Below are 14,674 nucleotides of genomic sequence, written 5' to 3' on the forward strand. Positions count from 1 at the left end.
GCTGGCACTCTTGCTACGTCGGCGGCGTGCGACGTCTGGGCCAGGGACGGAAGTGATCAGTCACGCGTCTGCCGGCGTGACGGTGCCGGTGGTGCCGTCGATGGTGATGATGGTGTCGTCGTGGAGCCTGCTCGTGGCGTTCGGGATGCCGAGGACGGCGGGGATGGCGTGCTCGCGAGCGACGATCGCGGCATGGGAGAGCACGCCTCCGGTTTCGGTGACGACGCCGGCGGCGATGCGCAGCAGCGGCGTCCAGGCGGGGTCGGTGAAGGGGCAGACGAGGATGTCGCCCGGGTGCACGCGCGCGAAGTCGCCGGGACCGCGGACGATCCTCGCGGTGCCGGTCACGGTCCCGCGGCTGCCTGGTGTTCCGGTGAGTGTGGCGGCTGGGGTGTCCGAGGCGCCGGAAGGCGATGGTGGTGGTGGGGGTGCGGCGGTGACCGGCCGTGCCTGCAGCACCCAGGTACGGCCGTCGACGATCGCCCACTCGATGTCCTGCGGTCCACCGAGTACGGCAGCGATCTCCTTGCCCAGCTTGGCCAGCCGCGTGGCGGTCGCGTCGTCGATCGCCGGTTGGTTTCGGGTACGGGTGGGCACGTCGCGAATGACGAGCTGCGTGCCGCGCCGGTCAAGGCGGGTCCGTTTGTCTGCGACGGTGCGGGTGACCGACCCGCCCTCGGCGACGCGGTAGGCGTCAGGGGTGACCTTGCCCCCGACGATGCTGGGGCCGAGGCCCCAGGACGCCTCGATCTGGGTCGCGTCGTTCGGGTCCGCGGGTGTGAACATGACCCCGGATACCTCGGCATCCAGATGGCGTTGGACGATGACGGCCATCACAAGATCGTCGCGGCCGGACGCACCCCGGTAGTCGATGGCACGTGCGGAGAACAGCGAGGCCCAGCAAGCACGTACGGCATCGGCGACCTCGCTGACTCCGTGCACAGCGAGAAAGCTCTCGTGCTGACCGGCCGCCGACGCCTGACCGGTGTCTTCGTTTGCCGCCGATGATCTCACCGCCACGGGCGGATCGCCGAGCTCGTCGAGTGCGCGTCCCAGCGCATCGATCACGGTGGCGTGGACCGGGCGGGCCTCGATCCGCGTCGCGCCAAGATCGTCCGACTCGAGGTCCAGGTCGCGGACAGCGGCGAGGTAGGCGACGAACGGGACGACGAAGCCGTCAGGAACCGGCAGACCCTCGCGGAGCAACGCGCCGAGTGCGCCTGCCTTGCCCCCGCAGGTATCGGAGACAGCCTCCATGAGGGGTACGAGCATCCACCCCACCCTTCAACGGATTATTGATAATATTTTGTTGATTGTGCATCATGAGTTGCATGCAACGCAAGCAGGACATCGCTCACACCATGCACGCTGACCACGCCCAGGCCCACCGTGAGCAGGACGCGCGTGAGCGTCTTCTCAGCCTGGGCGCAGACATGCTCGACGCCCGCCCGTGGCGACCCTCACCCGCCCCGCCGTCGGCGGTCGACCTCGCGCAGTTCGCCGTCTGGCAGTGCGCAGACCTGGACCCGGAGGACATCCTGAGCGCACTCGCCCTCCTGCCCGCCGCACGCGCCGAAGTCGAAGGACTCGAAGCCGCCCTGCTGTTCACGGCCCGCAGCGCAGGACTGACCTGGGCACAGATGGCGCACGCGATGGGGTTCAACTCCCCGCAGGCGTGCCAGCAGCGGTACACCCGCCTGGCAGCACGACAGGACGCGGATTCATGACGCGGGACTCTCCGCCCGACCTCCTGGTCCTGCACGCCGTGCGCATCACCGGGTTCGCGGACACTCCGGTGATCGCTCATCGGTACGAGCTCGATGCGGCCAAGACGAAAGAGGTGCTGCGCGACGCCGAGGCACGTGGCTGGGTTGGGCACACCGCCTTCGCCGGCACCGGAGGTTGGTCGTTGACCGAACAGGGCCGAGCCGAGAACGAGCGCCAGCTCGCGGCCGAGCTCGCACACGTCGGCGGTGCCGACGAGGTCCGTGACGTCTACCGCGAGTTCCTCCCGCTGAACGCCCTCCTGCTACGAGCCTGCACCGACTGGCAACTCCGGCCCACCGCCGGCGATCGGCTCGCCGCCAACGACCACTCCGATCCCACCTGGGACGCCGGAGTCCTCCACGAACTCGCCGGCATCGACCGCGCGCTCACGCCACTCGCAGACCGGCTCGGGAGCGTCCTCACACGGTTCCGCGGATACGACACACGGTTCACCACAGCCCTGGCGCGCGCCCGAGCCGGGGAGGGCACCTGGGTCGACCGCACCGACGTCGACTCCTGCCATCGTGTCTGGTTCGAGCTCCACGAAGACCTCATCGCCACCCTCGGCCTCGACCGCCACACGGAACCCTGACCTCCACGCTCCGCCGCCCCGCATCCACGACTACGGCACCACGGCGTGTGGGCACGTGACAACGCGCCGGGCGCCTCATGCTCATTGCCTGCGCTCCTGGCTCGCACGTACGACTGAGCATCGCCTCGACTGACGCTCCGCGAGGGGTACGGCGCGGCTGACCGGCCTCGCCGGCCGCGGCCCGGCGTCCTCGACTGGGCGGCGCGGCTGACTGCTGACGAAGCCCCCGTATCTGTCGGGCCACATTTACAGGGCGGCAACGAGCTGCTTTGGCGTGTCTGGGGCCTACAGCTCGTTTCAAATGAGCGGAACCATCGGAGCCAGTGGTGCCCTACCTCCAAGCCCGGTCCTTAAGGCCGGGTCAAGTTGACAACTCCAGTCGGTACATGACGGCCATGCGCCGCATCACGGGAAGCTTCCGGGCTACCCAGACCAGGGCCCGGTAAGCCGCGCGGAGGCGCTCGTAGCCCTGGAGGTCGAAGGCGCTGACGGCGTCGGTGCAGCGCAGGCGGGGATGGATCGAGACCAGCTCGTCCGCGCCGTCGATACCCCAGTACAGGGTCGCCTTGGCGATCTGGACCGGCTTGTTGGCTTTCTGCATCTTGATGCCGCGCTTGCTGAAGGCGTCGAAGACGAACTGACCGGAGGGGAAGTGCTCGACGATGCGCCGCAGCAACTCCCGGCCCTCCTCCTGGCGCAGGTACATGGTCAGCCCCTCGGCCACGACAAGCACCGGCAGGTCGCCGGGCACGTACTCCAGCCAGTCGGGCGGGGTGACCGAGGAGGCGATCAGCTCGTAGCCGTCGCGCTCGGGGAAGAGTTTGCGGCGCAGCTCGACGACATCGGGGTAGTCCACGTCGAACCAGCGCACCGACGGCCCCGGGTCGACCCGGTAGACGCGGGTGTCCATGCCGCAGCCCAGGTGGAGCACGATGGCCTCGCGGTGATCCCGGAGGAACTCCCGCGTCCAGGTGTCGAAGTGCAGGCTGCGGATCGCCACGGTGGCCGCATCGCCGGGCTTGATGCCCACCTTGGTGAAGTCGAAGTCGATCTTGCGGGTCGCGTCCAGGGCCATCGTGTCGTGCAGGACCGAGTCGGGGGACTGGGCGTCGACCGCCTTGCCGTACAGAGTGGCCAGCATGGTGGCGGGCGCGCCGGTGAGATCGATCTTCTCCATGGCTTCACGCTACGCCTGAAGCACGTCAAGACCGCATGAATCGGCGTATGGAATCTGTGCCCGGATAGTCGTGGATGCCTTGGTTGGCGGCTTCATCAACGAGCACTCGGACACCTGCGAGCGAGGCCAGCGGCTTCAGGTCGTGCGCTCTGCGATGAACACGAACTCGCGGCCTGGGCGATCAGGGGCTTGTCGTACGTCCAACACGCGATAGCCGTGGGCGACCAGGCTCGATTCCACCTCGTCGCGGTCGCGGAACCGGAGCGTCGAGTCCGAGGTGACGACGGCGCCGTCCGCCAGGAACCTGTAGGTGTAGCGGAAGGAGACCAACGGCGGGCTCACGTCGGTGACCTCGAAACGCTGCTCCACTGAACCGATCCCTGGGATGTCGAGGGGGACCGGAGCAGTGTCGGCGGCCCATTCTTCCCACGCCCGACGTTCAGGACGCCTGGTCTCGAACACGAGGTGACCACCCGGGCGGAGCGCGGCGTGGATGCCCTGAAGCGTCTGAGTCCAGCCGTCGTCGGTGAGAAAGACCTGCGCCACGTTCCCCGTCATCAGCGCCAGATCGGCACCGAGCGCCGGCACCGTCGTGGCATCGCCGTGAACCCAGGTGATCCTTCCGGTGGGATCCTTCGACTTCGCGACCTCGAGCGATGCCTCGGCCGGGTCCACGCCCACAACCGTACGGCCGCTGTCAGCGAGCAGGATCGCCAGGCATCCTGTCCCGCAACCGACATCGAGCACATGGTCCGCGCCGAACTCGTCGGCGATGCCGAGGTAGGCCGTCAGATCGTCGCGGTCTTGTTGAAAAGCGTCGTAGATGGGTGCGAGGCGAGGGTGGGTGAAGATTGCATCAGGCACCCGACAACCATATTCGCGATCGCATCCCGCCCAACTCGGCGGATCCCCTCGTTCAGCTAGTCGCGCGCCTCCGGGAGCGTGACCTGGAGGGTGTTCGCGACGAAGTCATGGACCAGGTTGGCCATGTGCTCGTAGGACATCCAGTGCCGATGCATGACTGCGGCTTGCCCGAGCCCGTCGACCAGCCCGATGAGCTGCTCGACGATGGTGTTCTTGTCGCGCGTGGGAGCGAACTCTCCCGATCGGATGCCCTCCTCGATCACGTCGAAGAAGTACTGCCGGAACCTGGTGGCCATGGGAAGGTCGGCTCCGGGCAGGCGGCCGCGCATGGCGACCCGGAAGTACTCCAGCCACAGGATGAACTCGTCCCGTTCGGCCCCCTGGGTGGGGATGGCCAGGGCTATCAGGCCGGCGAGTCGCTCTGCGGCGCTCGCCGGTTCCGCCATGATCGCGTCGCGTCGCCGGCAGGCCTCCTCATGGGCCTGTTGCAACGCCTTGAGCAGTATCTGGTCCTTGTTCTCGAAGTAGTAGTGCACGACCCCGGTAGAGACGCCCGCCCGAGACGCCACAGCTCGCACGGTCGTGGCGTCCAGGCCCTCCGCCACGACCACGTCCCGGGCGGCGTCCAGCAGCTGCTGCTCGCGGGTGGGCGCAGGGTCCGCGGCGCCGTACGGCACAGTCTCCGGCGGCGGGTCGCCCGTGTTCCACACCTCGCCCAGCGAGTCCAACTGGTCGCGTTCCTGGCGCACCTTCTTCAGGAGCCGCCAGGCCGTGGCGTACGGCAGGCCGAGGTCACGCGCCAGGTCCGCCGCCCCCAACCGGCCTTGGGTCGTGCGCTCTCTGCGGATCACCGCGCACCAGGTGGTGAGAGGAGTGGAGGAACCGTGGAAGACCGTGCCCGCGGTGGGGCTGACCTGGTATCCACAACTGGCGCAGCTGTAGGTGCGGCGGCCCTGGAGCCGGTGAAACCCTCGGAGGTCGCGGCAGACCGCGCACTCGGCGTGCTTGCCGTCCTGGCTGAAGCGGACACGCCAGAGCCGGTCGAGGATCTCGTCGTGCTCGCTCGCGGACATCGTTCCCCCTGGGGATATGAATGCATCTTGGTTACCCGTTCAGATGGGTGACGTCAAGGCAAGCGCCGGCCGGGCGGTCTCACGTGAGCCGATGACGAACTCCCGGAGTCGTTGAATGAACACCTGAGTGTGTGAATACATATTGCCTGCAGGTCCAGAAAGTAAGGCAGCCGACGCGGATCGTCAACCCCTGGAGCAGCTGAATTTCGCGAATCCTGACCCCATCGACCTGGGGGCGAAACGATCTAGGAGCTCCTTCTTGACAAGCTGAACAGGCAGATTTAAGTTCCTGGACATCTAGCCAAATGAGCTATTCATTCTTCCAGGTAAGACCTGGTGTCACCTGCTTAGGTGAATGATGTGGTCATTCTCCCGCGCTATATCCGCGAATACATGAGCAAGGAAAACGAACTATGGAGAAGGTGAACTGCGCAGTCGTCGGACTGGGCTGGATGGGCAGGATCCGCGTTGCGGCGCTGGGCAACAGCGGCGCGGCACGGCTCGTCGCCGCCTGCGACCTCGACCCCGAGGCCGCGGCGAGCCTGCCGGAGGGCGTCCGCTTCTCGACCGACGCGACGGAGATCGTCACTTCCGGCGATGTGGACGCGGTCTTCGTGAGCACGCCGGACGGCCTGCACAAGGAGCCGGTGATCGCGGCGCTGCGCGCGGGGAAGTACGTGTTCTGCGAGAAACCGGTGGCCACCACGCTCGCCGACGCCGACGAGATGGTGAACGCCGACCCCGGAGGGCGCCTGGTGGTCGGGCATTCCCTGCGGGCTGACAGCCGGTATCTGGCGGTGCACCGCCAGGCGTCCACGGGCGTGCTCGGGCCTGCCGTACACACCATCACCCGGCGGAACTGGCCGGTGTCGGAGGGGCGGCGGCAGCAGCGACAGACGACGCTGGCGCTGTACCTCGCGGTGCACGACTTCGACATGCTGCAGTGGATCGTGGGGTCGCCGATCGTCGAGGTCAGCGGGGTGGCTTCGCGCACTCCTGTCCCCGGCCTGGACGACGGGGCGAACTCCATCGTCGCCACGCTGCGCTTCGCCAACGGCTGCGTCGGAGCCCACGAGACCTCGTGGGCGGTGCCGGATCAGGCCGGCCTGGACCAGGGAGATCACGCCTTCTCCTACGTCGGCGTGAAAGGCAGCGCGTATCTGACCGAGCGCGACCACGGTGTCGTGGTCTACGGGAGCGGTTCCCAGTTCCCTGACGCGTTGAACGGCGAGGTCTTCGGCGTCCAGACCGGGATGTACGTCAACGAGGTCGAGCGTTTCCTGGCCACCGTACGCGAGGGGCTGCCGCCCCTGGTGACCGGCGAGGAGGCGCGCGGCGCGCTGGCAGCGGCGCTCGCCCTGGAGGAATCCATCTGGACGGGCCGTCCGACCGCTGTCGCGGGGGTGCACGCATGAGCGCCGACATCCTGCACTTCATCAACGGGCAGAGCAGGCCCTCGGCCGACGGCTCCACCTTCGGCACTTCCGAGCCGGCCACCGGACGCCCGCTGGCCACAGTCGCGCTCGGCGGCGCGGCCGACGTCGACGCGGCCGTGAGCGCGGCCGCCGCAGCGGGCGAGCGGGACGACTGGCGGCGACTCCCTCCCGCCGAGCGGGCGCGACTGCTGCGCAACCTCGCGGACATCGTCCGAGGCGAGGCGGAGTCCATCGCCGTCACCGAGGCCCGCGACAGCGGTCACCCCATCGAGGACGCGCGCGCGGACGTGGCGATCTGCGCCGAGATCCTCGAGTACTACTCCACCCTGCCGGAGAACATCCGCGGCACCACGTACGCCGAGCAGCCGGGCTTCCTCACCACCTCGCGCCGGGAGCCCTACGGGGTCGTCGCCGCGATCGCGCCGTGGAACTTCCCCTTCTTCTTCGCGGTCACCAAGACCGGACCCGCCCTGGCCACCGGCAACACCGTGGTGCTGAAAATGGCCGAACAGACGCCGCTGACCGCCGTGATGTTCGGCGAGCTGTGCCACCGTGCGGGGTTCCCGCCCGGTGTCGTCAACATCGTCAACGGCGATGCCAAGACCGGCGCCGCGCTGGTCGCCCATCCCGGGATCAGTAAGATCACCTTCACCGGCTCGACCGAGGTCGGCACCGCCATCCAGCGGGCCGGGGTGAACTGCCACCTGGAGCTCGGCGGCAAGACGGCCAACATCGTCACCGCCCACGCCGACCTGGAAACCGCCGCCAGGGCGTCGGTCCACCAGGCGTTCTTCAACGCGGGGCAGGTGTGTACCGCCGGGTCCCGGCTGCTGCTCGCCGAGGAGATCGCCGACGAGTTCCTGGAAATGTTCCTGCGCGCCACGGAGGATGTCGTGGTCGGCGATCCGCTGAACTCCGCCACCCAGATGGGCTCGCTGGTCAGCCACGAGCACCGGGACAGCGTCGAACGGGCGATCGCCACCGCGGTCGCCGAAGGCGCCTCGATCGCCATCGGCGGGCGCCGCCTCGCCCAGCAGCCCGAGGGGGCGTTCCTCGAGCCCACCGTGCTCGACGGGGTGACCCCCGCGATGGCGGCCGCCCAGCAGGAGATCTTCGGACCGGTCGTGTCGGTCCTGAGGTACCGTGACCTGGACGAAGCCGTGCGCATCGCCAACGGCACCGCCTACGGCCTGGCCGCCACCGTGTGGTCGACCCGGCTCGACGAGGCGATCGAGCTCACCGACCGGCTCGAGGCCGGCATCGTGTGGACCAACGCTCCCTTCCGCGACCACGCCCACGTCCCCTACGAGGGGCACAAGGCGTCGGGCCGGGGAGAGGAAGGCGGGCTCGAGACCATCCGCGAGTTCACCAAGCTCAAGGTCAACTACCTGGCCCACCGGGCCCAGCCTTCGCCCTGGGGAACACCATGACGAACGAGCCCTACGTGGAACGGCGCAGCATCGACATCATCCCGCGAGACGAGCGGAGTGGACGCCCGCGCGACCTGTTCAGCATCTGGTTCGCCGCCAACATCGGCCCGCTGACCTTCGTCACCGGTGGCATCGCGCCCCTGGTGTACGGGCTCGACTTCTGGTGGAGCCTGATCGCGCTGCTGGTCGGCTTGCTGCTCGGCGGGCTGGCCATGGCGCTCCACAGCGCCCAGGGGCCGCAACTCGGCGTTCCCCAGATGATCCAGAGTCGCGGGCAGTTCGGGGTCCGCGGATCCCTCCTCGTCCTGGTCATCGTGCTGGTGATGTACGTCGGCATCTACGCGGCCAACATCGTCTCCGGCGCCCAGTCCGTCAGCGCCGTCCTGCCGGCCGTACCCATCTGGCTGCTCTCGATCCTGTTCGCCGTCGTCGGCCTGGTCGTCTGCGTGGTCGGCTATCGGCTGATCCACCTCATCGGGCGCGTCATCACCGCGGTGTCCGTCGCGACCGTGGGCGTCCTGGTCATCGGCATGATCGCGATGGGCAACGTGCCCGCCGAGGTCTTCAGCTTCGGCGAGCCGACCCTGCGCGGCTTCCTCGGAACAACCGCCATCGGCGCGCTGTGGCTGATCGCGTTCGCGCCCTACGTCTCCGACTACTCCCGGTACATGCCCGCGCAGACCGCCAGCCTGCGGTCGACCTTCTGGTGGACCTACGCGGGGTCCGTCCTCGGCGGCATCATCCCGATGGCGGTCGGGATCATCGTGGCCATCGCCGTGCGCGGTGACGTGCTGACCGGAATGCCGCACGTCCTCGGCGGCCCGCTGAGCACCATCGCGCTGCTCAGCTTCGCCGCGGTGATCATGCACTTCAACGCGATGAACCTGTACGGGGCGGTGCTCGCGGTCGTCACCATCGTGCAGACCTTCCGCTCCCGATGGCTGCCGACGACGCGCGAGCGGGTGGCCATCGGCGTGGCGGTGGTCGCCCTGGCCTCCTTCGTCGCCCTGCTGATGTCGGACGACTTCGTCGCCGGCTTCACCAACCTGATCATCCTGCTGCAGTACGTGTTCATCCCGTGGACCGCCGTCAACCTGGTCGACTTCTACTGGGTCCGCAAGGGCCAGTACGCGGTCGAGGACTTCTTCCTCCCCGACGGGGGCCGGTACGGCAGGTACGACAAGCCCGCGCTCATCGCCTACACGGTCGGACTCGTCGTGGAGATCCCGTTCATGAGCACCAGCCTCTACACGGGCCCCGTCGCCGAGGCCCTGTCCGGCGCCGACATCAGCTGGATCGTCAGCCTCGCCGTCACCATCCCGCTCTACATCATGCTCGCCCGCGGCCGCTCGACCGAACTCAGCGGAGGGCAGCCCGTACCCGTGGGGCGATCCACCCCTTAAGCCCCACGATTTCCACCTCTGCCCTTGACGGTGTCGTACGCTCGCGCCATGCGATCGCGCCTTCTCGGACGTCTGCTCCTCCTGGCGGTGCTGCTCGCCGCCGCCGCGCTTCTCGTGGCCAGGCGGCTGCTGGTCGTCGTGCGAGTGCGGGGGAGCAGCATGGTGCCCACGCTCCAGCCGGGTGACCGGGTGCTGTTGCGGCGGGTTCCCGCCGAACGGCTGCGCCGGGGCCAGATCGTCGTCCTCGAGTCGATCGGCCCGGGGCAGCGGTGGGGTACGGGGCCGTTGCCCGACCCGGCGGCGGCCGACTGGCTCGTCAAGCGGATCGCCGCGATGCCGGGTGACCCGGTGCCTGAGGAGGTCGCGGTCCAGCAGGGGCTGCCTGCCGGAACCGTGGTTCCGCCGGGGCAGCTTGTGGTCCTCGGCGACGGCGTCCGCAGCTCTGATTCGAGGGTATGGGGCTATGTCCCTTTCGACAGGGTCTTGGGTGTGATGTTGCGAGCCCTTATCAGGGGGTCCTGACGCGACCATAATCCGAGATGTCGGACAGAGCCTGACAGTGGGGTAGGGCATCTGGAGGTGAGGCGTGCGCCTGGTCTTCACGGCCGCGGGGCTGGCCAGGACCACGTTCACGATCTCTCCGTTGCATCACACGCTGTTCGCCGCGCTCTGTCTGCGTAATCCCGGCTACGCGGCCATCGGGTCATTCTGGCGGGACCTGGCCCAGCGCGTGCCGCCGCGCGCGGCAGCCTTCCTGGAGCGCGTCGACGTTGGAGCCGCGGCCGACACCGGGTTCGTGTGGATGAGCGCGCCCCTGATGGAGAGCTCCCGGCCCACCCTCGGCGACGAGCTGGAAGCCCTGGCGAATCTGGGCGGTGCGGAGCAGCCCACGGAGCCGTACGGCTTCGCCTATCCGGGGCAGCTCGGCGACGCGGGCGGCCTGAGCGAGTCGGCGAAACAGGGCAGGTGCGACGCCTATCTGCGCGGGAACGTGTCCGGACTGCGGGAGGTCGCCGACGCGGTGCGGGCGTTCTATACGAGCTGCATCGCGCCCGAGTGGGCCGGGATCCGGCGGCAGCTCGAGACGCATCTGGCCAGCAGGGCCGAGGCGGTCTGCGTTCACGGGCTCGGGCACACGCTGTCGAAGCTGAGTCCGCGGTTGCGGTGGGAGGACTCGGCCCTGCACATCGACACCTCGGGCGTACCCGCTCCCGAGGTCGTGCTGGGCGCCAGGGGGCTGGCGTTGTCGCCGCTGTTGTCGGCGAACCAGCGGTTCGTGGCGGTCGCCTTCAGTCCTGACGCGCGGCGGCCGGTGCTGGCCTACCCGGTGGCCGATGAGCGGTCGGAGCCCATGGCTCGGGGGACGGCCTCGGTGGACGCGCTGGCCAGGGTGGTGGGTCATGCGCGGGCGCGGGTGCTGCGGTCCATCGGCGCGGGGCGGGCGACGGGGGAGCTTGCCCAGTCGCTGGCGATCAGCGCGTCCACGGTGTCCGAGCACATGACGGCGCTGCGACTGGCCGGGCTGGTAGTCACGTACCGGGAGGGGCGCGCCGTGCGGCACGTGCTCACCGCGCTGGGACACGGGCTACTCGAATCCTCTGTCTGATTTGTCGCAATTCGGTGGGTAGCCGAATAGATTGCGACCCCCTTTGAAGATCGTGATCCTGATCGTGGTACAGCCCACATCTGGGAGGTCGCATGACCCGCTCACTGAAGGCACTCGGAGACAGGATGCTCAACAGCCTGCTCCCCTCCACCACGGCGGACGCCAGCGCGTGCACCGTCTACTGCTGGTGCTACCACTGGCTCGACCACACCGCGTACACCTGCCAGAAGCCCGACTGCTCGACGACGGTCGTCTGCTACGAGTGCTGCTGACGCACTCGTCCGGTAACCCGCCCATGGCCGGATGACACCTCCGGCCATGGGCGGCCATCGGTGAGGAGAAGAGGTGCGCCATGGAGTACGTGGATCTGATCTGCCGGTTCACCACCGGGCTGGTGTTCTTGGCCGCGTTCGTCGGCAAGCTCGCCGGGTGGGCCGACTTCCGTGCCTCGGTGCCCGATCTGGCGCCAGGACTTCCCCCCGCCCCGGTCGCGGTGGCCGTCGTGACCGCGGAGGCGGGCGTCGTCGTGCTGCTGGCCGTACCGACGAGTGTGTCCGCCGGGTACGCGCTCGGGGCCGGGCTGCTCGCCGCCTTCGCCGGGGCCATCTGGCTGGCGCTTCGCCGTGGCACGTCGGGGACGTGCCGGTGCTTCGGAGTCGCGGCCACGCCGCTCGGATTCGCGCAGGTCGTGCGCAACGCCCTCGCGGCCGCCGTCGCGGTGCTCGGCTGGGCCGTGCACGCCGGTGGCGCCGCCCCCGATCTCGCGGGCGTGGTGCTCAGCCTCGCCGCCGCCGCGGCCCTGGCGTCCGTGCTGGTGTTCTTCGACGACCTGGCCGATGTCCTGAAGCCGATGTCATGACCGCCCCACCAGAAAGGCAGGAAACCTGATGCCGTTCCTCATTGCCGCTGTGGTCCTCGTCGGCGTCGTATGCGCTCTCAACCTGGTGCTCACCTTCGCGGTGATCCGCCGCCTGCGTGAACACTCCGCGAAGCTGGCCGACCAGCGGCCTGGCGGCCCCGAACTGCTCGCCAAGGGGTCGAGGATCCCCGAGATCGTGGCGACCGGCCTTGACGGCGAAGACGCCCCCCGGCGTCCGGCGCTGATCGGATTCTTCGACACCGAGTGCAAGGCCTGCCCCGCGCAGGTGCCGCACTTTCTCAGGCTGGTCGAGGACGCCGGTTACGACAGGTCGCAGGTCCTGGCCGTGGTGTCGGGGCCATACGACGACTCCTACGCCCAGGCCATGGGATCCGCCGCGACCGTGGTGGCCGAGCCGTTCAACGGCCCCGTGGTCACAGAGTTCTCCGTCACCGCCTTCCCTTCCTTCTACCTGGTGGGCGAAGACGGCCGGGTCAGGTCCGGCGCGGTGACCGTGCTCGGGCTCGGCGTCCCGGTCATCGCGTGAGTCCCGGCCCAGGGGAGCGGGCGGCGGGCAGCGAGCTGGTACGGCGAGCCGGTGCGGCGTGGCGGCTCGCCTGGGAGACAGGACCGGTCGCGGCGCTCACCTCGGTGGTCGTGGTCATCGGTGCCGGAGTGCTGCCGGTGGTCGTCGCCTGGTTGACCAAGCTGATCCTCGACGCGCTCGCGACGGGCCGCTCAGGGATCGCCGGCGTGCTCGCGCCCGCCGTGGCGCTGGGCGTGGCGGGGCTGGCCGGCGCGCTGCTGCCGCACCTGTCGCAGTACGTGGAGGGCCAGCTCAGGCGCGGGATCGACCTGGCGGCAAGGGACCGGCTGCTCGGGGCGGTCAACAGGTTCGTGGGGCTGGCGCCTTTCGAGGATCCGCACTTCAGGGACCGCCTCCGGCTCGCCGAGCAGGCGGGCGGCGGCGCGTCGAGCCAGATCATCTCGCCGTCGCTGGGCCTGGCGCAGGGCCTCGTCACCGTCTGCGGCTTCGTCGGCACGCTGATCGTGCTGAGTCCGGTGATGACCGGCCTGGTGCTGCTCTCCGTCCTGCCTTCGCTGGCCGTACAGCTGTCGCTCAGCCGTCGCCGCGTGCGGTTCGACTGGAGGGTCAGCCCCGCGATGCGCAGGCAGATCTTCTACGCCGAGCTCCTCACCGAGGTGGCGTCGGCGAAGGAGGTGCGACTGTTCGGGCTCGGGTCGTTCCTGCGGGGACGGTTGCTGACCGAGGTCCGCGCGGTGCACGAGTCGGAGCGGGCCCTTGATCGCAAGGCGCTGACAGGGCACGGCCTGCTCGCCCTGCTCGGCGCGGCGATCGGCTGCGCCGGGCTGGTGTGGGCGGTGGTCGCCGCGGCAGGGGGCCGGCTGACCGTCGGCGACGTGGCGGTGTTCGTCGCCGCTGTGGCCGGGGTGCAGACCTCGCTGTCCGGCGGGGTGGCCCAGTTCTCGCGGCTGCACCAGGCCCTGCTCATCTTCGGCCACTACCTGGACCTGCTGCGGGCGGAGCCCGACCTGCCCGTACGGCCGGCGCCCCTGCCCCTGTCCCCGCTCCGCGCGGGCGTGGAACTGCGCGACGTCTGGTTCCGCTACAGCGACGAGCACCCCTGGGTGTTGCGGGGCGTCGACCTCTTCATTCCGTACGGGACGTCCGTGGCGCTGGTCGGCCTGAACGGTGCGGGCAAGTCCACCCTGGTCAAGCTCCTGTGCCGGTTCTACGACCCGCAGCGCGGCGCGGTGCTCTGGGACGGCGTGGACCTGCGTGACGCCGACCCCGCCGAACTGCGGGTCCGGCTGGCCGCGGTGTTCCAGGACTTCGTCGCCTACGACTTCACCGCAGCCGAGAACATCGCGGTGGGCGACGTCGACACGCTCGGCCAGGACACCCGCATCAAGGCCGCCGCCGCCCGTGCCGGGGTCCACGAGCTGCTCTCGGCGCTGCCGCGAGGCTACGACACCCTGCTCAGCAGGCGTTTCTTCGACAACCTCGACGGCTCGGACAAGGACACCCAAGGGGTGGTGCTGTCGGGCGGACAGTGGCAGCGCCTCGCACTGGCCCGCGCCTTCGTCAGGAACGACCGCGATCTGCTCATCCTCGACGAACCGAGCTCGGGCCTCGACGCCGAGGCCGAACACGCCATCCACCACGACCTCCGCGGGCACCGAGAGGGCAGGACGAGCCTGCTCATCTCCCACCGCCTGAGCGCGGTCAGGGACGCCGACCTCGTCGTGGTCCTGTCCGACGGGAAGATCATCGAGAGCGGGACGCACGAGGCGCTCATGGCGGCGGCGGGGGAGTACGCGAGACTGTTCACCCTGCAGGCCAGCGGTTATCAGGGGGTGTCCTAGAAGAATGCTGGGGGCCGGTTCGCGGGATCAGAACCCCGCCCCGGACATAAACCGTCATCACCCGGCCCGGCCAGTGAGC

At 69.2% G+C, this 14,674-nt stretch carries 15 protein-coding genes; 11 read left to right on the plus strand and 4 right to left on the minus strand.

Features of this window, described 5'->3' with window-relative positions; genetic code table 11:
• Positions 1-60: 60 nt before the first annotated feature.
• On the minus strand, positions 61-1,272 hold the full coding sequence (locus ABZ911_RS25960; protein ID WP_358060909.1) for a PEP/pyruvate-binding domain-containing protein: 1,212 nt from the start codon (positions 1,270-1,272) through the stop codon (positions 61-63).
• A 59-nt stretch (positions 1,273-1,331) separates the two neighbouring features.
• On the opposite strand from ABZ911_RS25960, the gene ABZ911_RS25965 reads away from it, so the two are divergent.
• Both ABZ911_RS25965 and ABZ911_RS25970 read left to right on the plus strand, forming a co-directional pair.
• Positions 1,332-1,727 carry a DNA-binding protein gene (locus ABZ911_RS25965; protein ID WP_358060912.1) on the plus strand — a complete coding sequence of 132 codons (396 nt, stop codon included), beginning with the start codon at positions 1,332-1,334 and terminating at the stop codon, positions 1,725-1,727.
• Positions 1,724-2,359: a transcriptional regulator gene (locus ABZ911_RS25970; RefSeq protein WP_358060915.1), complete on the plus strand. Its 636-nt coding sequence runs from the start codon at positions 1,724-1,726 to the stop codon at positions 2,357-2,359. Before ABZ911_RS25965 ends, ABZ911_RS25970 begins: the two co-directional genes overlap by 4 nt.
• 361 nt (positions 2,360-2,720) lie before the next feature.
• Here the strand turns inward: ABZ911_RS25970 and ABZ911_RS25975 are convergent, their stop codons facing one another.
• From ABZ911_RS25975 to ABZ911_RS25985, 3 genes are all read right to left on the minus strand, one after another.
• Positions 2,721-3,536, minus strand: coding sequence for a class I SAM-dependent methyltransferase (locus ABZ911_RS25975; RefSeq protein WP_358060918.1), 816 nt, complete (start codon positions 3,534-3,536; stop codon positions 2,721-2,723).
• Positions 3,537-3,671: 135 nt separating this feature from the next.
• Positions 3,672-4,400 (minus strand): class I SAM-dependent methyltransferase, encoded by a 729-nt coding sequence (locus ABZ911_RS25980; protein ID WP_358060920.1) that lies wholly within the window; start codon positions 4,398-4,400, stop codon positions 3,672-3,674.
• 56 nt (positions 4,401-4,456) lie between these two features.
• The gene (locus ABZ911_RS25985) at positions 4,457-5,473 is read right to left on the minus strand and encodes a TetR family transcriptional regulator (protein WP_358060923.1); all 1,017 of its coding nucleotides are present in this window, start codon (positions 5,471-5,473) and stop codon (positions 4,457-4,459) included.
• Between the two features lie 413 nt (positions 5,474-5,886).
• On the opposite strand from ABZ911_RS25985, the gene ABZ911_RS25990 reads away from it, so the two are divergent.
• The 9 genes from ABZ911_RS25990 (at position 5,887) to ABZ911_RS26030 (ending at position 14,595) form a co-directional block, all read left to right on the plus strand.
• Positions 5,887-6,888, plus strand: a complete 1,002-nt coding sequence (locus ABZ911_RS25990) for a Gfo/Idh/MocA family oxidoreductase (RefSeq protein ID WP_358060926.1) — start codon at positions 5,887-5,889, stop codon at positions 6,886-6,888.
• Positions 6,885-8,339, plus strand: coding sequence for an aldehyde dehydrogenase family protein (locus ABZ911_RS25995; RefSeq protein ID WP_358060929.1), 1,455 nt, complete (start codon positions 6,885-6,887; stop codon positions 8,337-8,339). Before ABZ911_RS25990 ends, ABZ911_RS25995 begins: the two co-directional genes overlap by 4 nt.
• A complete protein-coding gene (locus ABZ911_RS26000) occupies positions 8,336-9,742 on the plus strand; it encodes a cytosine permease (protein ID WP_358060932.1) in 1,407 nt (468 codons plus the stop codon). Before ABZ911_RS25995 ends, ABZ911_RS26000 begins: the two co-directional genes overlap by 4 nt.
• A gap of 48 nt (positions 9,743-9,790) precedes the next feature.
• Positions 9,791-10,264, plus strand: a complete 474-nt coding sequence (locus ABZ911_RS26005; protein WP_358060935.1) for a S26 family signal peptidase — start codon at positions 9,791-9,793, stop codon at positions 10,262-10,264.
• Positions 10,265-10,328: 64 nt separating this feature from the next.
• Positions 10,329-11,348 (plus strand): helix-turn-helix domain-containing protein, encoded by a 1,020-nt coding sequence (locus ABZ911_RS26010; RefSeq protein WP_358060938.1) that lies wholly within the window; start codon positions 10,329-10,331, stop codon positions 11,346-11,348.
• Positions 11,349-11,440: 92 nt separating this feature from the next.
• Positions 11,441-11,620 (plus strand): hypothetical protein, encoded by a 180-nt coding sequence (locus tag ABZ911_RS26015; RefSeq protein ID WP_358060941.1) that lies wholly within the window; start codon positions 11,441-11,443, stop codon positions 11,618-11,620.
• Between the two features lie 80 nt (positions 11,621-11,700).
• A complete protein-coding gene (locus ABZ911_RS26020; protein WP_358060944.1) occupies positions 11,701-12,207 on the plus strand; it encodes a MauE/DoxX family redox-associated membrane protein in 507 nt (168 codons plus the stop codon).
• 28 nt (positions 12,208-12,235) lie between these two features.
• Positions 12,236-12,754, plus strand: coding sequence for a hypothetical protein (locus tag ABZ911_RS26025; RefSeq protein WP_358060947.1), 519 nt, complete (start codon positions 12,236-12,238; stop codon positions 12,752-12,754).
• On the plus strand, positions 12,751-14,595 hold the full coding sequence (locus ABZ911_RS26030) for an ABC transporter ATP-binding protein (RefSeq protein WP_358060949.1): 1,845 nt from the start codon (positions 12,751-12,753) through the stop codon (positions 14,593-14,595). The genes ABZ911_RS26025 and ABZ911_RS26030 overlap by 4 nt, the downstream gene beginning before the upstream one ends.
• Positions 14,596-14,674 lie beyond the last annotated feature (79 nt).

Source organism: Nonomuraea sp. NPDC046570 (genome assembly GCF_040645915.1).
In the GTDB taxonomy this organism is placed as follows: domain Bacteria; phylum Actinomycetota; class Actinomycetes; order Streptosporangiales; family Streptosporangiaceae; genus Nonomuraea.